At 73.9% G+C, this 18,016-nt stretch carries 20 protein-coding genes; 10 read left to right on the plus strand and 10 right to left on the minus strand.

Annotated features, from left to right (window positions below; genetic code table 11):
• Nucleotides 1-396 (plus strand): NUDIX domain-containing protein (locus tag SM793_RS33870; protein WP_320442170.1); only part of this gene is annotated, 396 nt, incomplete at its 5' end.
• On the opposite strand, the gene SM793_RS36545 is transcribed toward SM793_RS33870, so the two are convergent.
• Nucleotides 344-751 carry a Scr1 family TA system antitoxin-like transcriptional regulator gene (locus SM793_RS36545; protein ID WP_413816098.1) on the minus strand — a complete coding sequence of 136 codons (408 nt, stop codon included), beginning with the start codon at nt 749-751 and terminating at the stop codon, nt 344-346. The two genes, SM793_RS33870 and SM793_RS36545, sit on opposite strands and share 53 nt — an antisense overlap.
• Here SM793_RS36545 and SM793_RS33880 point away from each other — a divergent pair.
• On the plus strand, nt 711-1,163 hold the full coding sequence (locus SM793_RS33880; protein WP_320442171.1) for a DUF6879 family protein: 453 nt from the start codon (nt 711-713) through the stop codon (nt 1,161-1,163). The two genes, SM793_RS36545 and SM793_RS33880, sit on opposite strands and share 41 nt — an antisense overlap.
• Before the next feature lie 84 nt (nt 1,164-1,247).
• Here the strand turns inward: SM793_RS33880 and SM793_RS33885 are convergent, their stop codons facing one another.
• The 4 genes from SM793_RS33885 to SM793_RS33900 form a co-directional block, all read right to left on the minus strand.
• Nucleotides 1,248-2,141, minus strand: a complete 894-nt coding sequence (locus tag SM793_RS33885) for a serine hydrolase (protein WP_320442172.1) — start codon at nt 2,139-2,141, stop codon at nt 1,248-1,250.
• Nucleotides 2,142-2,309: 168 nt separating this feature from the next.
• Nucleotides 2,310-3,254: a hypothetical protein gene (locus tag SM793_RS33890; RefSeq protein WP_320442173.1), complete on the minus strand. Its 945-nt coding sequence runs from the start codon at nt 3,252-3,254 to the stop codon at nt 2,310-2,312.
• Nucleotides 3,251-3,772 (minus strand): SigE family RNA polymerase sigma factor, encoded by a 522-nt coding sequence (locus SM793_RS33895; protein ID WP_320442174.1) that lies wholly within the window; start codon nt 3,770-3,772, stop codon nt 3,251-3,253. The genes SM793_RS33890 and SM793_RS33895 overlap by 4 nt, the downstream gene beginning before the upstream one ends.
• A gap of 282 nt (nt 3,773-4,054) precedes the next feature.
• Complete coding sequence (locus tag SM793_RS33900) at nt 4,055-5,944, minus strand: CocE/NonD family hydrolase (RefSeq protein ID WP_320442175.1); 1,890 nt, start codon at nt 5,942-5,944, stop codon at nt 4,055-4,057.
• A 459-nt stretch (nt 5,945-6,403) separates the two neighbouring features.
• Between SM793_RS33900 and SM793_RS33905 the strand changes: the two genes are divergently transcribed.
• Nucleotides 6,404-7,555, plus strand: a complete 1,152-nt coding sequence (locus SM793_RS33905; protein WP_320442176.1) for a serine hydrolase domain-containing protein — start codon at nt 6,404-6,406, stop codon at nt 7,553-7,555.
• A 55-nt stretch (nt 7,556-7,610) separates the two neighbouring features.
• Here the strand turns inward: SM793_RS33905 and SM793_RS33910 are convergent, their stop codons facing one another.
• The 3 genes from SM793_RS33910 to sigJ form a co-directional block, all read right to left on the minus strand.
• On the minus strand, nt 7,611-8,144 hold the full coding sequence (locus SM793_RS33910; protein ID WP_320442177.1) for an RICIN domain-containing protein: 534 nt from the start codon (nt 8,142-8,144) through the stop codon (nt 7,611-7,613).
• 151 nt (nt 8,145-8,295) lie between these two features.
• The gene (locus tag SM793_RS33915) at nt 8,296-8,886 is read right to left on the minus strand and encodes a hypothetical protein (protein ID WP_320442178.1); all 591 of its coding nucleotides are present in this window, start codon (nt 8,884-8,886) and stop codon (nt 8,296-8,298) included.
• A 235-nt stretch (nt 8,887-9,121) separates the two neighbouring features.
• Nucleotides 9,122-10,036: an RNA polymerase sigma factor SigJ gene (gene sigJ, locus SM793_RS33920; RefSeq protein WP_320442188.1), complete on the minus strand. Its 915-nt coding sequence runs from the start codon at nt 10,034-10,036 to the stop codon at nt 9,122-9,124.
• A gap of 112 nt (nt 10,037-10,148) precedes the next feature.
• Here sigJ and SM793_RS33925 point away from each other — a divergent pair, with 112 nt between their 5' ends.
• Nucleotides 10,149-10,544 (plus strand): hypothetical protein, encoded by a 396-nt coding sequence (locus SM793_RS33925; RefSeq protein ID WP_320442179.1) that lies wholly within the window; start codon nt 10,149-10,151, stop codon nt 10,542-10,544.
• A 139-nt stretch (nt 10,545-10,683) separates the two neighbouring features.
• Here SM793_RS33925 and SM793_RS33930 read toward each other — a convergent pair whose 3' ends face one another.
• Both SM793_RS33930 and SM793_RS33935 read right to left on the minus strand, forming a co-directional pair.
• Nucleotides 10,684-11,532, minus strand: coding sequence for an arylamine N-acetyltransferase family protein (locus SM793_RS33930; RefSeq protein ID WP_320442180.1), 849 nt, complete (start codon nt 11,530-11,532; stop codon nt 10,684-10,686).
• Between the two features lie 90 nt (nt 11,533-11,622).
• Nucleotides 11,623-12,243: a GNAT family protein gene (locus SM793_RS33935; protein ID WP_320442181.1), complete on the minus strand. Its 621-nt coding sequence runs from the start codon at nt 12,241-12,243 to the stop codon at nt 11,623-11,625.
• 236 nt (nt 12,244-12,479) lie between these two features.
• Between SM793_RS33935 and SM793_RS33940 the strand changes: the two genes are divergently transcribed.
• From SM793_RS33940 to SM793_RS33965, 6 genes are all read left to right on the plus strand, one after another.
• The gene (locus SM793_RS33940; protein WP_320442182.1) at nt 12,480-12,986 is read left to right on the plus strand and encodes a hypothetical protein; all 507 of its coding nucleotides are present in this window, start codon (nt 12,480-12,482) and stop codon (nt 12,984-12,986) included.
• Nucleotides 12,973-13,800: a class F sortase gene (locus tag SM793_RS33945; protein ID WP_320442183.1), complete on the plus strand. Its 828-nt coding sequence runs from the start codon at nt 12,973-12,975 to the stop codon at nt 13,798-13,800. The genes SM793_RS33940 and SM793_RS33945 overlap by 14 nt, the downstream gene beginning before the upstream one ends.
• A gap of 212 nt (nt 13,801-14,012) precedes the next feature.
• On the plus strand, nt 14,013-14,933 hold the full coding sequence (locus SM793_RS33950; RefSeq protein ID WP_320442184.1) for a hypothetical protein: 921 nt from the start codon (nt 14,013-14,015) through the stop codon (nt 14,931-14,933).
• Nucleotides 14,930-15,736, plus strand: a complete 807-nt coding sequence (locus SM793_RS33955; RefSeq protein WP_320442185.1) for a response regulator transcription factor — start codon at nt 14,930-14,932, stop codon at nt 15,734-15,736. The genes SM793_RS33950 and SM793_RS33955 overlap by 4 nt, the downstream gene beginning before the upstream one ends.
• Nucleotides 15,733-16,983, plus strand: coding sequence for a HAMP domain-containing sensor histidine kinase (locus tag SM793_RS33960; protein ID WP_320442186.1), 1,251 nt, complete (start codon nt 15,733-15,735; stop codon nt 16,981-16,983). The genes SM793_RS33955 and SM793_RS33960 overlap by 4 nt, the downstream gene beginning before the upstream one ends.
• A gap of 113 nt (nt 16,984-17,096) precedes the next feature.
• Nucleotides 17,097-17,966 carry a hypothetical protein gene (locus SM793_RS33965; RefSeq protein WP_320442187.1) on the plus strand — a complete coding sequence of 290 codons (870 nt, stop codon included), beginning with the start codon at nt 17,097-17,099 and terminating at the stop codon, nt 17,964-17,966.
• The last annotated feature ends 50 nt before the right edge of the window (nt 17,967-18,016 follow it).

The following is an 18,016-nucleotide window of genomic DNA, read 5'->3' on the forward strand; positions in this document are numbered from 1 at the left end:
CTCATCGGCACCGCCCACACCTCCGGCCTCACCCTCCCCGGCGGACCCGCCGAAGCCGACGAACTCCCCCACCACGCCGCCCGCCGCCACACCGACACCCAGACCGGCCTCGTCCTGCCCCTGCGCACCATCCTCGCCACCGACCACACCCCCACCCAACTCCTCCCCGAAGCCCTCCACTTCGTCCACTGGGGCGGACGCCTCACCCCCACCCAGGAAACCACCGTCGCCCGCCATCGCCCGCCCCACACCGTCACGGCCGTCCACTGGCTCCACCGCGCCCAACTCGCCGACGCCATGCACCCCGACCACCACCACCGCACCACCCACGCCCTCGACGCCCTCACCCGCGGCACCCACCTCCCCTTCCTCCTCCGCGGCACCCCCGCCGAATAACCCAGGAACGCGAGAAAGCCCCGGACCGAGGCCCGGGGCTTCCGCCCGGCAACCGTCGGGCTCCAAGCGATCCTTCCCGAACGGTCCGTCCAGACAGCTCAAGGCGCCCACCACGAGCGAGCGCGCCGCCGCCCCCCGCACCGCCCCCCGGGAGAGCCGGTCGAAGGCCCGCGCGTAGAGATCGATCTGACTCGGCCTGCGCCGTGAACGGGACGATTCCCAGGGCGACATCGGGAAGATCCATGACTTCGAGCAGGTGGCCGAGCTGTGCCGCCATGGTGTCGGCGCCGCACACGGGGTAGCGCAGCACGGAGATGCGCGACTTGTACGCGGTCGGCGACGAGTCCGGCGTCATCGCGGACTTCGAGCGCACCGGGCAGGCCGACCTGAATCCGAACGACCCCTATTGGGCGGACTGGTTGGGGATCGTTCGCGAAGCCGTGGCTCGCGGCGTCGTGATGCGCCGGGCCCGGATCGTCTCCGAGCCGGTCACCGACTGCATCAGGTGGGAGTACGCGGTCACTCCTCCCAACCTGGGCGCCGGTGAACTGGTGCGGTGGCTGCCCCGGCGCCTGACCTCGGACATCGCGCTGCCGGGCAACGACCTGTGGCTGATCGACGAGCAGTTGATCATGTTCCACTGGTTCACCGGGAACGGCGCCTGGGTCGGCCACGCCTTCGACGAAAGCCCTGCGACGGTGAAGATGGTCTCTGCCGCGTTCGAAACCGTCTGGGATCGAGCCCCCCACGACCAGTACGTCGTCTGACCACCTGCCGCACCGGACAGCAGCCGCATCCCGTACTCCCGTCCACCGAACGGAACCGGGGGCGTCCATTGGACGAGAGGGTGCTCAGGGCGTTCGCACCAGTGCCTCGACCGCGGTCGTCGCGACCCGCTCGACGAGTGCGATGCCGGCCTCCCGGGTGGGCTGGGCGTCGGTGAGGACGACGACGAGCAGGCTGTGTCCCGCGCGTTCGACGATGCCCACGCTGTTGACGACCCACAGCCGAGTCGTCCCGTCCGGGAGCCAGCCGTTCTTGAGCACGGGCAGGCCGCCGGGCGCTCCCGCTGCGCCGACGCCCCAGTTCTGTCCGTCGGTGACGCTGCCCATGAGACCCCGCAGGTACGACCGGGATGCGGCGTTCAAGGGGGAGTCCTGCGTGAACACGGCTTTCAGGAGGGCGATTTGGTCGCGGGCCGTGGTCCGGGTCAGTCCCCATGCGCCCCTTTGGCCGGCGTGCGCCGGGGAGAGTCCGAGGCGGGCGTTGGCCGCGTCCAGACCCTGGCGTCTGCCGATCTCGATCCAGAGCTTCTGCGCCGCGTCGTTGTCGCTGACGCGGATCATGTCGGAGGCCAACTGCCGCTGAGCGGAGCTGAGTCGGTCTCCGCGGTCCTGCGTCTGCAGCAGCAGGGCGGCCAGGATGTCGACTTTGACGATGCTCGCGGAGGTGAAGGTCTCGGCGGACGAACCGTAGGCGGCCGAGCGGCCCGAAGTGAGGTCCTCGACGGCGAGCGCGTAACGGCCGTGGTGCACTCCGAGCCCGTCGAGCGCGAGGCGTACGGCCTGTTCCGGCGTTGTCGTACCGGTGGCGGCAAGTGCCGGCCCGGAAAGCGTGCTTGGCGCTGACGGCGTCGACGGCGTCGACGGCGTTGTCGGGGATGACGTCGGCAGTGGGTCGGGAGGGGCGCCCTCGGCGGTCCCCGAGGTCGGGATCAGGACGTGGGCCACCATGGCGGCGCCCACGAGTACGGGTATGACGAAGGCCGTCCGATGCTTCATGCGGGCACTCGCTCTCCGATGTCCGGGCATGCGGACATCGCCTATTGGCGGGTAAGGGCGTGCGGGGGTGTCCGGGCGCGCCGCCGGGCGGGCTCGGCCCGGTGTCGGTTGTCCAGTGGTGACCGGTGCGGCTCAGCCGCCGCAGGATCCGGAGATCCTCGCGGTCTCGTCGATCTCGATCGGGAAGCCTTGCCGGCCGCCGAGGTGCACGGTCCATCCGTGGGTGAGAGTTCCGGACGAGGGGTTGTCGGCGAGCCAGAACGGGGGGGCGGTGAAGGAACAGGTGCCGGCGGTCGGGCCCTGGTCGGATCGAAGGCGCGCGGTCACGAACAGCTTCCCGAGCCTCGCCACGGCCGTGGAGTCACCGGACTTGGTGGCCGCCACCAGCCCTCCGTAGAAGCCGGAAACCGTGGGATCGCCGCCCTTGCTGCCTCCGGCGACCGTTCCGCAGGTCAGGTCGGTCACCTTGCCCCTGGCCCCGTCGAAGGTCAGGGACGGGGCCCGGTCGAGCCGTTCGACCCCCTGGTACAGCAGGATCTCGCCCGCCGCCAGCACGCCGTCGACCGAGGCGCCGCAGGTCACACCGCGGGAGTCGGCGCCCCAGATCCGCTGGTACGTGGACTCGTCGGCGAACAGCGCCGCCACCTCTACCGGATCCACCTCGGAGCGGGTGGCCGGATTCTGGTAGCGCAGGGCGGCGAGGAACAGGGTGGTCGTCGTCCGGGCCGGGTCGGCCGGGGAGGCCGAAGCCGAAGCCGATGCCGATGCCGATGCCGAAACCGTAGCCGAAGCGGTGGGCGAGGGCGGCTCGACGGGCGGGGGAGAAGGCGGCAGCACGGCACTCGGCGCGGTCGGAGCCTGGACGGGCAGCGAGACGCGGTCGTGATCGGCCCGGGACAGGAAGCCGGCGCCCAGGGCCACGATCGCCACGGCCGCCGCCGCACCTGCCTGCAGGCGCCGGCGGCGCTGCCGTACCGACCCGATGAGGTCGTCGACGTCGTAGCTGCGCGGCGGTTCCTGCCGTGAACGGTCGAGCATGGCCGCGGCCAGCTCCTGCTCCAGGTCGTAGTCCTTCATGCCGCTCCTCCCGAACGTGCGTGCACTGCCTGGGTGTCGACGGTCGACCGGAGCTTCGACAGGCCCCGGGCCACCTGGGACCGGACCGAGCCGGCCGAGATGTTCATCAGGTGGCCGATCTCCGCATCGTCGAGATCCTCGAAGTACCGCAGCACCAGCACGGTGCGCATGCCGATCGGCAGGGACTGCAGCTCGCGCATCAACTCGTCGCGGACCACGAGACCTTTGTACGGATCGACGGACCCGCCCCCGATGCCGTCGTCCAGGGGTACTTCCTCACGTCCGCGCAGTCTGCGCCAGCGGTCGTTGGCGAGGTTCACCAGGATCCGGCGCGCGTAGGCGTCCGGTGAGTCGGCGGAGCGAACCCGGCGCCAGTGCCGACAGACCTGCTCCAGCGTGGACTGCACCAGGTCGTCGGCCACATGACGCTCGCCGGTGAGCAGCAGCGCGGTCCTGAAGAGGGCCGACGACCGCGCATGCACGAATGCCGTGAAGGCAGGGATGTCAGCGGTTCGCATGGTCACCCGGCTGGTGCCTGTTGAGCATCATCGCCTCTCCCGAAGCCCCCTTGGCTCCCCCGCCCAACCTGACGGAGCCCGGTTCGCGACTGCTGCACGCGATCTCCGGTCGTGATGCAAGCGTTATCTTCCGGGGCAGGCTTCCGGGCCGGTGGTCGGGGGCGGCCGGCGCACGCCGGACGGGCGGCCGACGCACGCCGGACGGGCCGCCGGCGCGGTCGGCGCCGGCGGCCCGAGGCCGGGTGCGGTGCGGTGCCGCCCTCCGGAGCGGCCCCGGGGGCCTCAGCCGACCACCGGCAGGTCGACGTAGGAGGGCCGGACGGTGCCGTGGCCGATGGTGTAGGCGGCCTTGCCGTCGGCGGGCCGGAGTTCGAACGAGTCGGGGTTGGCGGCGGCGACGGTGAGCCGGATCCGGTCGCCGGCCTTGAAGAGGACCGAGGTCGGCTGGAGGTCGAGGGTGACGCGCTGGGGTGTGCCCTGGGGGAACGGGGTGGAGTCGGAGGCCGCGAAGGTGCGCGGGGTGCGCAGCCGGCGCCAGTCGGGGTTGCTCCACCGGGAGGCCACGGCCCGGTCGGCGAGGGCGAGTTGGCCTTCGGTGAGGTAGGTGACGCGGCCGTCCGGGGCGACGTCCTCCAGGTAGACGTGCAACGCGCCGTCGCTCGCGCCGCTGACGCCCGTCACGTCGAGGGTCACCCGGCCGAGGCCGGTCACCCTGGTGTCCTGCTGGACGGGCGGGCTGGTGTAGCTGAGCAGGTCGCGGTCGACGGCGGCCCGGTCGGGGTAGCTGACCGGGTCGCCGCTGAGGTTGGTGTTCCAGCGGTCGAGCGGGCCGGTGCCGGCGGTGGGAGCGAGGGTCAGCGGGTCGGTGTCGGGCCGGCCGGGGACCGGTGCCGGCGGTTGCCGGCTGAGGGTGTTGCCGTCCGCGAGGTAGAGCCGCCGGTTCCGCGTCCCGGCGACCGGCCAGCGGTCGGTGGTCCGCCAGGTGCCCTCGTTGAAGGTGTAGTAGTGCACGAGCCGCTCGCCGTCGGGGCGTTCGCCGTGCTTGACGTAGCGGTCGAAGAACGCGAGCGTGCGCTCGCCGATCTCCCGGCGTTCGGCGCCGGTGAGCGGGCGGCTGGGCAGGAACGGGTCGGCGAGGTACGCCTGGCCGTGGTTCCAGGGGCCGATCCAGCTCTCCTGGGTGTTCGACAGGCCGGTGAACTGGGACAGCACCCCGTTGGGCGTGCCGGCGTCCAGCCAGCCGGCGTCGGTCAGGACCGGGACGCCGCCCGCCTGGATCGCGCCGCTCCGAGGTGCCACGCTGGTGACCTCCCAGCTCTGCGGGCCGTTGGCGTAGTCCCGGTGCGCGCCGTTGCGGGCGAGGTCGACGAGGTTGGCGTTCCCGGCGTGCTCGGCGCGCGCGGCGGCGCGCAGCGCGGGCCCGTCCGGACCGTCGACGGGCTTCGGCGCGGCGCCGGTCAGCCCGTACTCGTCGCAGATCCGCCGGGTCTCCTCGCTGGTGGCGCAGGTGGTGCCGCCGGCCTGGTCGAGGATCCGCAGCAGCGCGCCGTAGACGGCGACCCGCGGTTCGATCAGCAGGCCACCGGGGCGGATCAGGTCCTCGTAGGGGTCGAAGTCGTAGGAGTTCGGCGCGGCGGCGGTGATGTGGTGGTTGCGCAGGCCGAGGGCGAGCATCGCGGTGTCGCCGCCGTAGGAGACGCCGGTCGTCCCGACCCGGCCGTTGGACCACGGCTGGGCGGCGATCCAGTCGCCGAGCGAGCCGCTGTCGTTGATCAGGGTGGTGCCGAGTTCGGCTTCGAGCGTGCCGAACGAGGCGCCGGTACCGCGCAGATCGGTCACGACGTAGGCGTAGCCGCGGTCGTTCCAGCGGCCCGCCTGCCCGGCCCGGGGGTCGTTCTCGGGCCCGCCGGGGTGTTCCCGGGCGCGCCAGTACCGTTCGGTCTCCAGTACGGTCGGCAGTCGCCGGCCGGGGGTGGCGCCGGTCGGCAGCCAGACGTCGACGGCGATCCGGACGCCGTCCGGCATCGTGACGTACAGCGAGCGGAGCCGCGGCAGTTCGGCGGCGGCCGGTCCGGGACCGGCCGCGGCGGCGGGGGCGATCGCGCACGTGAGCGCGGCGACCGCCGCCAGCAGTGCGGTCAGTGGACGGCGGGCGAAGCGGGACGGTGGCACGGGGGTCCTCCTTCTGGTGGCGACGTGCCGGGATGCCGCTCCGCGCGGGGGCGGCGTTCGGGGGCACGTCGGGCGCCAGTACGCCGGAAGCCGGGTGGTCCGGCGACGCGCGTACCGCGCGATGGAGTTGCTGTCTCGTCGGTGAACGTTCCGGCGCTCCCGAAGCGGTGTCCGCCGCCCCGGCGTCCGGGGCTCGGGCGCGGCGTGCAGAGCCCGGCCCGTGGCCGGTGTCCAGTGCCGCACTCCGAATGCTCGCAACGCCGGTCGGTAGGGCGACATCCCACCTTTATGGGGGGTGAATCGGCCCATTAGGGGCACCCCGCACTCCTGGACTCCGGGGCCGTTCGTCCATGCGGACGGTTTCCGCGCGGATGGGCGGGCCGCCGGAACTCCGGGGTCCCCCGCCCCGTCGACCTGCACGGGGGCGGGGGCGAGGGCAGCGGACCTCAGGAGATCTGTATGACACGGCAGCGGGCGCTTCGGCGCGGGGTCGGCGTGGCGGCGGTGGCGTCGGCACTGGCGGTGGGGACGGCACTCCCGGCGATGGCCGGCGGGACCGGCGGGACCGGCGGAAGCAGTCACGGCGGACCCGGCCACGGCGGGACGAGGACGGCGATGGACGCGGCCGTCCGGACGGAGGGGCTGCCCGGGATGATCGCCACCGCCCGGGACGGGAAGGGCAGTTGGACGGCGGCGATCGGAACCGCCGACACCACGACCGGGCGGCCCCGGTCGACCCGGGAGCGGTTCCGGATCGGCAGCGTGACGAAGATGTTCGTCGCCACCGTGCTCCTCCAGCTCCAGGCCGAGGGGCGACTCGACCTCGACGACACGGTGGACAGGTGGCTGCCGGGTGTGGTGAGCGGGAACGGGAACGACGGCTCGGCGATCACCGTCCGGCAGCTGCTCAACCACACCAGCGGGCTGTTCGCCTACGACGACGACCCCGGAATGGCGACCGTACTGTTCACGCCGCAGTTCCTGAGTCGGCGTTACGACACCTACCCGCCGCAGGAGTTGGTACGGATCGCCGTGTCGCACCCGCCGGTCTTCGCCCCCGGCGCGAAGCGCGAGTACTCCAACACCAACTACATCCTGGCCGGGATGATCGTCGCCGCGGTGACCGGACACCCGTACGGCGCGGAGATCGAGCAGCGGATCGTCCGGCCGCTGGGTCTGGGCGGCACCAGCGTGCCCGGCACCGCCACCGCCGTGCCCCGGCCGCACGCGCGCGGATACTCGAAGCTGTTCGGCGGGTCGCCGACGCCGCTGGACACCACCGAGCTCAACCCGTCGACGGCCGGCGCGGCCGGGGAGATCATCTCCACGACCGACGACCTCACCCGGTTCCTCTCCGCGCTGATGCGCGGACGGCTGCTCCCGCAGGCCGAGTCGGACGAGATGCTCACCACGGAGGGCCCCGGTGGGCTCGGCATCGGCGGCGGGACGCTGTCCTGCGGGGTCACCGTCTGGGGCCATGACGGCGGCATCCACGGGTCGTCGACGCTGGCGCTGACCACCCGGGACGGGCGGCACACCGTCGCGTTCAACACCAATGCCGACTGGTTCACCGGCAAACTCGGGCTCGCCGAGGCCGAGTTCTGCGGCTGACCCCGACGAGGTCCCACGGCTGCCGAGCGGGCACGGCCACGGCCGTTCCCGCCGGTCAGCCGAACAGCCAGTACTGGTTGGCCTGGCTCCCGCAGTCCCACAGCATGACCACCGAGCTGCGCCCCCAGTTGGCGATGTCCGCGCACTGGCCGGGGAAGGCGATGCTCTCGAGGCGGGCCGGGCCGGGGAAGGAGTCGATCTTCCAGGACTGCCCCAGGCCGTCGCCGCAGATGTTCAGGATGAGCTGCTCCCCGTGGCCCGGGGAGCCGTCGACGCAGGTCCGGCCTGCCTCGTTCCGGATGTTCCAGCCCCCGCTGGTGCTGTTCCAGGAGACGCTCCAGGACTGGTTGGCGCCGCCGTGGCAGCCCCACATCTGGACCCACGGCCCCCGGCCCCAGTCGTAGGCGTCCAGACACTTGCCGGCGGCCTCCGGGCCGGCACTGGTGATCGTGGAGGGCTGGTCGAGCTGCGCGGCCGCTCCCACGGGGGATGCCGCAGGCTGCCCGCCCGCGGCGGCCGGCCCGGCGCACAGCACCAGCGCGGCCCCGGCGGCCCCGAGGATCGAGCCGAGTCGCCTGGAAACGTTCATGCGTGGACTCCCGTGGTCGGACGGCGCCGGTCTCCTGACGCTAGGACCGTGCCGGCGTCCGTGTACAGACGAGTACCGGCCGTTCACGATCCCGGCCGGGCGCCGCCGCCCCGGGCAGCAGGCCGGGCCGTTCCTCACGCCGCCCGGACCGTCAGGCCGCCGTCCACCGGCCGAGCTTCTCCTGCGGCTCCACCCGCCGTACGTACACCCCCTCGGCGAGTGGCAGGAAGCCGTGCCGCTCCCACGCCCGGCGGAGCTTGTCCATCGCCTCCTCGTCGGGCCGCCGGACCTCGGGGTCGTCCGAGTCGAAGCTGCACGGCTCATCCGGCCCGTGGCCGTGGATCGGGGCCGGGTAACAGACGGCCGGCGCTCCCGGGACGGCCAGGCGCCGCAGGGCCTCGACGGCCAGGCTCATCCCCATGCCCTTGCCCCGCCACTCGTCCACGACGTGGACCGACTCCAGGAGAAGCAGCAGCGAGGGGCGCAGCTCGGCGAGCATCGGGGCCAGCCCTCCGGCCTCGGTGAAGATCACCCTCGGAATGCGGTCGAGGAGGCCGGGGTCCTCCTCCAGCGCCGCCCGGGGGTTCGGGGTCACGCCGGGGATGACGCGGGTGATGTCGGCGGTCCCGAAGACCTTGGCTCCGTTCTCGTAGAAGCTGGCCCGCCACCGGTCCGCGTTCTTCGACCAGTCCGCGTCGGCGAAGTGGCGCGACTCGTACGAGATGACGAGACGCTCGGCCATCGGTGCTCTCCCTTGCAACTGGGGGCAGGCAGGCCCCTCGTCGCGCGCACGAGGGGCCTGCCAGTGTGACAGGTGCTGCTACTTCGATGGCGGGGTGGGCTTCTCCTCGGCGGGCTTGCCCGCGTGCTTCGGCGGCGGCTTCTCGTTGCCCCGGGGCGTAGCGCATGCTGATGCCTCTTGGCCGGGCCAAGCGCCGGACCACTGCGCCGCCCCGGCCCTCAGGCCACCCCGCTCCTCACGCCGCCGTCCACCGGCCGAGCTTCTCCGGGTTGCGGACCGCCCAGATCCGGGTGATCCGGCCGTCCACGACGTCCAGGGCCGCCACCGTCGCCGTCGCGCCGTCCCGTTGCGCGACCAGGCCGGGGCGGCCGTTGACGGTGCGTTCCAGCAGGACCAGCCCGGGGGCCTTCTCCGCCATGAGTGCCAGGTAATGGGCGATCCGCTCGCCGCCCTCGACCGGTCGGACCACCGCGCTCACCAGGCCGCCGCCGTCCGCGACCAGGACGGCCGACGGATCGAGGAGGCCGACCAGGGCGCCGATGTCCTTGGCCTCCCAGGCCTGTCTGAACTCCCGCACCACGACGGCGCTCCCGGTCGCCGGGGCGGGGGCGGGCGCGGCGCCGACCCGGCGGCGGGCCGAGGAGGCCAGCTGACGGCAGGCGGCCGGGGTCCGGTCGACGATCGCGGCGATCTCGGGGAACGGGTAGCGGAAGACGTCGTGCAGCACGAACACCACCCGCTCGGCCGGGGTCATCGACTCCAGCACCACCAGGAACGCCATGCCCACCGACTCGTCCAGGGTGATCCGGTCGGCGGGATCGGCGGTCCCGGCCGCGCCGACCGCCCACTGCGCCCCGTCCGGCAGCGGCTCCGGCAGCCACTCGCCGACATAGCGCTCGCGCCGGACCCGGGCCGAGCCCAGCACGTCCAGGCAGACCCGGCTGAGCACCGTCGTCAGCCAGGCGCCGGGCGAGGCGATCGCCGCGCGCCGCTCCGGCGGCTGCGCGTACCAGCGGGCGTAGGCCTCCTGCACGGCGTCCTCCGCCTCGGCCACCGAACCGAGCATCCGGTAGGCGAGGCCGACCAGCTGCCGCCGCTCGCCGACGGCCGCGTCCGCGTTCCGTCCGAATCTCTCGCCCTCGGTGCCCATGCCGGTCGCCCCCTGTTTCGTTCCCACCCGCCTCACACTTCGCGGGCCTGTTTCGTCGAACCAGCGGGACACTACCGACCCACCGCCACCAGGCAGGAAGAGGGACCGCACCATGGTCATCACGACGACCCCGCCCGCACGCCGCAGCCTCACGCTCCTCCGCTCCACGGTCGCCCTGCAGACCTTGGCGATCTTCTACCAGGCGACCACCGCGGGCCTGCTGCTCTCCACCTCCTACGGCGAGACGCTGCACAGCGTGGGCGCCCGGGTGATGTACGGCGCCTCGATGCTCTACCTGTTCGCCGCGATCCTGGCCTGGCGGCCCGGCGGCGGCCCGGCCCGGCCGATCCTGTACGCGACCGGCTTCCTCGTCCTCGCCTCCGTCCAGGTGGTCCTGGGCGTCACCCACCACCCGGCGCTGCACGTGCCGCTGGGCGTGCTGATGTTCGGCCTGAGCCTGCTCGACCTGGGCCGCAGCCTGACCGCCGGAGCGCGCGGAGCCCGGTGACGTGGTGACGTGGTGACGTGGTGGCGCCCCGCCTGGGCCGGGCCCTGCCGCGACGGCGCGACCACCCGGGCGGTCGCGCCGTGGACCTTCCGCTCGGTCGCCGCTCCGCTCGGTCGCCGCTCAGGTCGGAGAGCTCAGGTCAGCGCTCCGGGCGGACGCCGGGCGGCGGGGTGATGCCGAACTCGGCCTCCAGCAGGTCCCGCAGCGCCTCCGGGCCGTCGACCCGCTCCACCGTCACCGTGCCGTCCCGCGCGGTGCGGGTGAGAGTGGTGCCGTCCAGGGACAAGTGCCCGTCGACGCGCGTCCGTTGCACGAACAGGCGGCGGAACGGCGAGCGCGGATGGGTGGCCACGTGCCAGTTGGCGACGCCGATGTCGGGCGGCGGCGCGGCGTCCAGGGTGAAGGACACCAGCTCGGTCCAGGCGTCCCCGGACCCGGCCTGGAGCACCCACACCGGCGCCGGGCCGTCGGCGTCCTCCACCACCAGCCGGTGCCGGCGGCCCCGGCCCTCCCGCACCAGCCCGGGGAGCATCGGCAGCGGCTCCAGCAGGGCGTCGGTCGACCCGAAGCCGACATCGACCAGGTACCGCACCTCGCCGCCTCCCTGTACCTCGCCGCCCCCGGGTACCTCGCTGCCCCCCGGCACCTCGATGCCCAGCACCAGGTGGGTGCGGGGCCGGATCTCCCCGGGCCGGGCGCCGACCCGCACCCGCCCGGTGTACCGGGTGACGCCGTAGCCGAGCTGCTCCAGCACGCCGGCGAACAGGGTGTTCTGCTCGAAGCAGTACCCGCCGCGCGAGCCGGCGACGAGCTTGGCCTCCAGATCGGCGAGGTCCAGCGAGGGCACGGTGCCGACCACCACGTCGATGTTCTCGAACGGGATGCCCAGCACGTGCGCGTGTTGCAGTGATCGGAGCGTGTCGAGGGTGGGAGCGCGTCCGCCGTCCCACCCGATGCGTGCGAAGTACTTGTCGAGGTCGACGCTCATACCGCCACCGTACGGACCGGACGCCGCCCCGGCCTCCGCCTGCGGTTCGGGTCGCCCTCGACCCTCCGACCTAGGGCCCGTGAGGGAGGGTCAGAGCTCCCAGGCCCGGGGCCGGCCCAGGGCCTCCCATTCGGGCCTGAGCAGGGACAGCACCGCGACGTCGTACCGGCGGCCCCGGTGGAGGCACGCCGAGCGGCGCACGCCCTCCTGGACGAAGCCCGCGCCGGCCAGCACGGCGAGCGCCGGGGCGTTGCCGGTGTGGGTGACGGCCTGGAGGCGCTGCAGGGGCAGCTCGCCGAAGGCGAGGTCGACCAGCGCGTCCAGCGCGGCCGAGCCGTGGCCCCCGCCCCGGTACCGCTCGTCCATGAGCAGCAGGACCTCCGCCGTGCCGTCGGCGAGGTCCTGGTCGAAGAGCGCGATGTGGCCGATCGGCGTGCCGTCGGGGAGCAGGACCAGGAAGTCGTCCCGGTCGTTGTCGTCCCGCTGGCGCTCCAGCCGCTCCCGCAGGGCGGAGAGGGCGCGCGGCCAGTAGCCGATCTGGTGCACGGCCACGGGGTCGGAGCGCCAGCGGTGCAGCAGTTCGGCGTCGTCGACGTCGACGGTCGCGAACCCGACGTCCTTGCCCCGCCAGCACACCTCCCGGGCCTGCCCGGCGTCCTGCGCCTCGTCGACTTCCTGACTGGTCCCCGATGTGTCTTCGTTGTCGGCCACAGGCGGATGCTAGGACGCGCCCAGGGCAGGTGGCCAGCGGTTTTCCCGCCCGCTCCCGGGCAGTTCCCGACCCGCCCGCGGGCACCTGTGACGGGCCGCCGGGCGACCGTTACGAAGCCGATGAAGCGTTGTGACACGACCGGTCGGGGACCGCGACACGGGCTTCCTACCGTCAGTCCCGACGCACCGGCCACAGGGTGCCGGAGCCCGCGTCACCACGATGAAGGAGAGCTCGCATGGCTCTGCGTACGACCACGAACCGCACCCGGCGGTCGGCCGCCGTCTCCCGGCTGACGGCCGTCTGCGCCCTGACCGGCGCCGCCCTGCTGGCGACCGTCACCGGCGGGCAGGCCTGGGCCGACGGCGTCACGCCCACCGTCACCCCGACGGCCGCCGCCCCGGCCGAGCCCAGCAGCGGCTCCGGCGTCAAGGCGCCCGAGCACCCGCCGCAGACCCCGACGGCCCGGCCCGCCGCGCCCTCGGTCGAGCCGCCCAAGGGGCAGCCGCAGCCCGCCACGCCGACCGCGCGGCCGGAGGGCGTCCAGCCGACGAAGCCCCAGTCGCCCACCGACGCCAAGCCGCAGGTGCGTGAGGTGCCCAAGGGTGCCGCCCAGGCCGGCGACGGCTCCGGGGCCGGCGACTCCTCCGGCCTCAAGCTGGTCGGCGGCGGCGCCGTCGCCGCCGTCGGTGCCGGGGCGCTCGGCTTCGCGATGCTGCGCCGGCGTTCCGGTGCGCGGGGCTGACAACGCTCCCGGGTCCTCCCCGCACCCCGTCGCCGCCGGTCCGGACGGCGGCGACGGGGGACGGGCGGCGCGGGGCCACCGGTCCCGGGACGGTTCGCAGCAGGGCCGCCACGGGCGGCGCGCCGGACGCGGCGGGACGCGGCTGAACCGGAGCGTCTTCGGCGCGGCCGGACTGCTCTGCCTGGCGATCGGCGCGACCGTGGCGGTCTCCGGCCGGGCGGAGCCGCCGGTGGTCCGGGTGGAGACCTCGGCCCGGCAGGCCCCCGACGCCACCGCCCCGGCGGCGCCCGCCCCGTCCGTGCCCGCCGCGTCGGCGGCGACCGGCACGGGGACGGCCGCCGCCGCCCGCCCGCTGGCGGCCTCGGCACCGACCCGGCTGCTGATCCCCGCGGCCGGGGTGGACGCCCCGGTCACCGGCCTCGGCCTGAACGGCGACGGCACGGTCGAGGTGCCGGCCGCCGACCGGGCCGACGAGGTCGGCTGGTACCGCAACGGCCCGACGCCGGGAGAGACCGGACCCGCCGTCCTGATCGGGCACTACGACACCGCGCACGGCCCGGCGGTGTTCCACAACGTGCCGAAGCTGAAGCCGGGCGACCTGATCCAGGTCCGGCGGGAGGACGGCGGCACGGTGGACTTCCGGGTCCGCGCGCTGCTCCAGACCGCGAAGGACACCTTCCCGACCGACGCCGTGTACGGCAACACGAAGGGGCCCGAGCTGCGTCTGATCACCTGCGGCGGCCGGATCGGGGCCGACGGGCACTGGACGGACAACATCGTCGTCCTGGCCGATCCGGCGACACCCGTAGGCTGACGGGGGCCGAACGGCGCCCGGCGGGATCCCCGCCGGGCGCCCGGCCGCCCGGCCGGGGCGCCCCGAACACGCCGGACCCGCCCCGGACCCGCACCGGACCCGCCCCGGACACGCACCGGGAACGGCCCGGGAACGCCCCGGGAACGCACTGAACCCGCCCCGAACACGCACTGAGAACGCGAAGCGCACAGGACCAGGAAGGGCCCCGGAGGATGAGCACCGCCCGCCGCCGCACCGCCCCCCGCCGCGCCGTCCGTCGCAGCGCACCGGCCCTCCTCCTCCCCACCCTCCTCGCCGCCGCGGCCCTCGCCCTCCCGGTCGGCTGCGCCGCCCCCGGCGAACTGCGCGACCACGGCGCGGCCGTACCCGTCACGCCCTCCCCGGCCAGCGTGCCGCTGTGGCCGGGCGCGGCCACCGCCCCGTCGCCGACGCCGCTGGAGCCCGCCGCGAGCCGCAGCCCGGAGCCGCCGCCGCAGCCGGTCCCGGACCTCGCCGTCCCCGGGCAGGACGTCACCGCCGTCGACGTCCGCGCCCTGCTCACCAAGGACCCCGGCGTCACCCAGGACGAACGGCGGGTCCTCGAACCGTGCCCGGGCTGCGAGCTGCGCGCCCCCGAGTACCGCGACCTCACCGGGGACGGCCGGCCCGAGCTGCTGCTAGCCGTCGGCCTCGCCGACGCCGCCGTGCTGCACGTCTACACCGCCTCCGGCGACCGGCTGCTGCCGATCCACCGGGTCTCCCTGCTGAAGGGCTTCGGTGCCGCGACGGTCGGCACCGACCTCTGGCTGTACGAGCCGACCACCGCCTCCTCCCGGACCGGCCGCCTCTACCGCTGGGACGGGGTGCGGCTGGCCCTGGCCGACCAGCGGGTGGAGGGCATCGGGCCGACCCCGGAGCCCGAGTCGACGCCGACCGCCGAGAAGCCGGCGGTGGAGAAGCCGCCCGGCACCGGCCCGTCCGCCGGGACCGGCGGCGGGCCCGCCAAGCCCGTGGCCCCGTCCAGGCCCGTCGGGACACCGCCGGCCACCGGCTCGGACGCGCTGGTCGGCAAGCAGCCGCTGCCCACCCCCGCCCGCCCCGGGTCGCCCGGCCCCACGCCCACCGCCACGCCCCTCCCGGAGAAGAAGCCATGAGCCCCACGGCACCCGGCCATCCGAGCATCCTCATCGTCGAGGACGACGAGGTGATCCGGGAGGCGACCAGGATGGCCTTGGAACGCTACGGGTTCCCGGTCGCCACGGCCGCCGACGGCCTGGAGGGGCTGGAGATGTTCCACGCCGTGCGGCCGGACCTGGTGCTGCTCGACGTCATGCTGCCGCTGCTCGACGGGGTCGGGCTGTGCCGCCGGATCCGGGAGGAGAGCCAGCTGCCGATCCTGATGATGTCGGCCCGCACCGACCCGGTGGACGTGGTGTCCGGGCTGGAGGCGGGCGCGGACGACTACGTGGTCAAGCCGTTCGAGAGCGCCGTGCTGGTCGCCCGGATCCGCACGGTGCTCCGCCGCGTCCGCGTCGTCCCGGCCGAGCCCGCGCCCACGTCCGCGCCGGTGCCCGTCACCGGGCTTCCCGCCCCCGGACCCGCGCCCGCCGACCCGCCGGCCCCCCCGGTCGCTCCGGTCCCCCCGGGCGCCCCCGCCCCCCGCACCCCCGTCCGCAGCTTCGACGGCCTGGAGGTCGACACCGACTCCATGGAGGTCCGGGTGCACGGCGCCCTCGTCCCGCTCACCCCGACCGAACTGCGCCTCCTCCTGGAGTTCACCGCCGCCCCCGGCATCGTGCTGGAGCGCGCCGTCCTGCTGGAACGCGTCTGGGACTACGAGTGGGGCGCCGACACCCGCGTGGTCGACGTCCACGTCCAGCGGCTGCGCGCCAAGATCGGTGGCGGCCGGATCGAGACCGTCCGCGGCTTCGGCTACAAGCTCAGGCGGACCGAATGACCCTGCGCCGCCAGATCGCCACCGCCGTCGCCGCCATCTCCGTCCTGGTCGCGGTGGCGGTCGGGCTGCTCGTCCACCAGGCGATGGTCCGTCAGCACGTCGACCAGGCCCGGGGCTCCGCCCTCACCGCCCTGGACGCGGCGCTCGGCGCCTACGAGCGCAACGAGGAACTCACCGGCGGCGGCCCCCGCCAGGCCGCCCTGGACGACCCGGCGCTGCCGGCCCGGCTGCGCACCCTGGCCGCCGAGGGGCGGCGCGGGTCGCTACTGGCCCGGGGCGGCCCCGAGGGCGAGTCGGTGTGGGCGGCGGTCGCGGTCCGCGGCGGCGGCGAGGTGCTGTCGGTCCGGGTCGGCTTCGCCCAGGACCGGCAGGCGATCGCCGACCTGGACCGGATCATCCTGATCGCCGTCGTCGCCTCGGTGTTCATCACCGTACTGGCGGGGGTGCTGGTCGCGGACCGGATCAGCCGCCGGCTGCGGACGGCGGCCGCCGCCGCCCGGGGGATCGCCGACGGGCGCACCGACACCCGGATCGGCGAACTCGTCGACGGGCGGGACGAGGTGGCCGACCTCGCGGCGGCGGTGGACCTCATGTCGCGGGAGCTGCACCGGCGGCTGGAGGACGAGCAGCGGTTCACCGCGGACGTCGCCCACGAGCTGCGCACCCCGCTGACCGGGCTGGTCACGGCGGCCGAACTGCTGCCGCCGGGGCGGCCCACCCAACTGGTGCAGAACCGGGTGCAGGCCCTGCGCGCCCTGGTCGAGGACCTCCTGGAGGTGTCCCGGCTGGACGCCGACGCCGAGACACCCGACCTCGCGGCCGTGCCCCTGGACCGCGCGGTCCGCCGCACGGTCACGCTCACCGGCCTGGACGTCGACGTCGAGGTCCGCGCCGACGCCTCCGTCCGCACCGACCTGCGCCGCCTCGACCGCATCCTCGGCAACCTCCTCCTCAACGCCGACCGCCACGGCGGCGGCACGATCGCCCTGCACGTCGACGGCCACCGGATCACCGTCCGCGACCACGGCCCCGGCTTCCCCGACGAACTCCTCCGCGACGGCCCCCAGCGCTTCCGCACCAGCGTCCGCGAACGCGGCCGCGGCCACGGCCTCGGCCTCACCATCGCCCAGGGCCACACCCGCGTCATCGGCGCCACCCTGACCTTCACCAACCACCCCACCGGCGGCGCCGTCGCCACCCTCGTCCTCCCGGCGGCCCCCGACCCCGCTGACAACCCGCTCCACTGAGCCATTCTGGGCCGAGCGGCCATGGAGTGTCCGGATAGCGCCAAAACTATCAGAAATGATCAATAGTGATCATTGGTAGATGTACCGAGTGTCGGGGATTCTAGGATCGCGAAATGACTAGTGATGTCTCCCTTCGGGTGGAGCGGGATCCTGTCCCACGAAAGGTCAAGGTCACGCCAGAGATCGCCGCGTCCTTCCTGTCCCGGAATTCGGTCAACCGGCGCCTGGATCAGGGTCATGTGCAGGCTCTGGTCGAGGCCATCCTCCATGACGAGTGGAAGTTGACGCACCAAGGCATCGGATTCGATACGAATGGCCGCCTGCTCGATGGCCAGCATCGTCTCAGTGCGATCATCGAAGCCGACCGTCCCGTGGAGATGTTCGTCTGGGACGGGCTGCCGGAGGACGTTTTCCCCGTACTCGACACTGTCAAGCGCCGGAGTGCGGCGGATGCGCTGTCCTCAACCGGGGAGAAGAAGTACCTGACGCTGCTGTCCTCCACCATCCGCCACGTGCTGCTCTTCAGGACGATGCCGAACGAGCCCTGGACCGGTGCCCGGTCCAGGGTGTCGAACGACCGCATCCTGGCCGAGTTCAAGGTGGACGTGGACAGTTACCGGGAGGCGGTGACCTCCGGCCGTGAGCTCGCCAAGCACGTGTTCGCAAGTCAGACGGCCTTGGCGGCGGGCTACTTCCTGACCACGGAGGCCGCGCCGGCCGTGGATGTCGATGCTTGGAAGGCGGGCCTCAAATCGGGGGCTAACCTGGAGCCGGGCGACGCGCGACTGGTGCTGAGGGAAGTGCCGAAGGGCGCTCCCAAGCGGGGGGTCAAACGTCGACCGGACATGCGGGACCAGGTGTCGATGTACATCAAGGCGTGGAACGCCTGGGTCCGTCCGGAGCAGACGGGCAAACTGGTCCTGCGGCGGTTGCGGAAGAACGAGAAGATGCCGATGCCGGTCGAGGAGCCGTTCACGCGCTAGTGGGGGTGGGGGGCGGTGGGGGCGCCGGGGGGGGGGGGGGTCGGGACACA

The sequence above is a fragment of the Kitasatospora purpeofusca genome, from assembly GCF_034043715.1.
GTDB lineage: Bacteria > Actinomycetota > Actinomycetes > Streptomycetales > Streptomycetaceae > Kitasatospora > Kitasatospora purpeofusca_A.

Coding starts and splice junctions, on each gene's coding strand:
- SM793_RS33960 (WP_320442186.1), top strand. CDS start 15,733: ATGACCCTGCGCCGCCAGATCGCCACCGCCGTCGCCGCCATCTCCGTC.
- SM793_RS33915 (WP_320442178.1), bottom strand. CDS start 8,886: ATGGCCGAGCGTCTCGTCATCTCGTACGAGTCGCGCCACTTCGCCGAC.
- SM793_RS33925 (WP_320442179.1), top strand. CDS start 10,149: ATGGTCATCACGACGACCCCGCCCGCACGCCGCAGCCTCACGCTCCTC.
- SM793_RS36545 (WP_413816098.1), bottom strand. CDS start 751: ATGACGCCGGACTCGTCGCCGACCGCGTACAAGTCGCGCATCTCCGTG.
- SM793_RS33905 (WP_320442176.1), top strand. CDS start 6,404: ATGACACGGCAGCGGGCGCTTCGGCGCGGGGTCGGCGTGGCGGCGGTG.
- sigJ (WP_320442188.1), bottom strand. CDS start 10,036: ATGGGCACCGAGGGCGAGAGATTCGGACGGAACGCGGACGCGGCCGTC.
- SM793_RS33910 (WP_320442177.1), bottom strand. CDS start 8,144: ATGAACGTTTCCAGGCGACTCGGCTCGATCCTCGGGGCCGCCGGGGCC.
- SM793_RS33950 (WP_320442184.1), top strand. CDS start 14,013: ATGAGCACCGCCCGCCGCCGCACCGCCCCCCGCCGCGCCGTCCGTCGC.
- SM793_RS33880 (WP_320442171.1), top strand. CDS start 711: ATGCGCGACTTGTACGCGGTCGGCGACGAGTCCGGCGTCATCGCGGAC.
- SM793_RS33930 (WP_320442180.1), bottom strand. CDS start 11,532: ATGAGCGTCGACCTCGACAAGTACTTCGCACGCATCGGGTGGGACGGC.
- SM793_RS33965 (WP_320442187.1), top strand. CDS start 17,097: ATGACTAGTGATGTCTCCCTTCGGGTGGAGCGGGATCCTGTCCCACGA.
- SM793_RS33955 (WP_320442185.1), top strand. CDS start 14,930: ATGAGCCCCACGGCACCCGGCCATCCGAGCATCCTCATCGTCGAGGAC.
- SM793_RS33895 (WP_320442174.1), bottom strand. CDS start 3,772: ATGCGAACCGCTGACATCCCTGCCTTCACGGCATTCGTGCATGCGCGG.
- SM793_RS33890 (WP_320442173.1), bottom strand. CDS start 3,254: ATGAAGGACTACGACCTGGAGCAGGAGCTGGCCGCGGCCATGCTCGAC.
- SM793_RS33940 (WP_320442182.1), top strand. CDS start 12,480: ATGGCTCTGCGTACGACCACGAACCGCACCCGGCGGTCGGCCGCCGTC.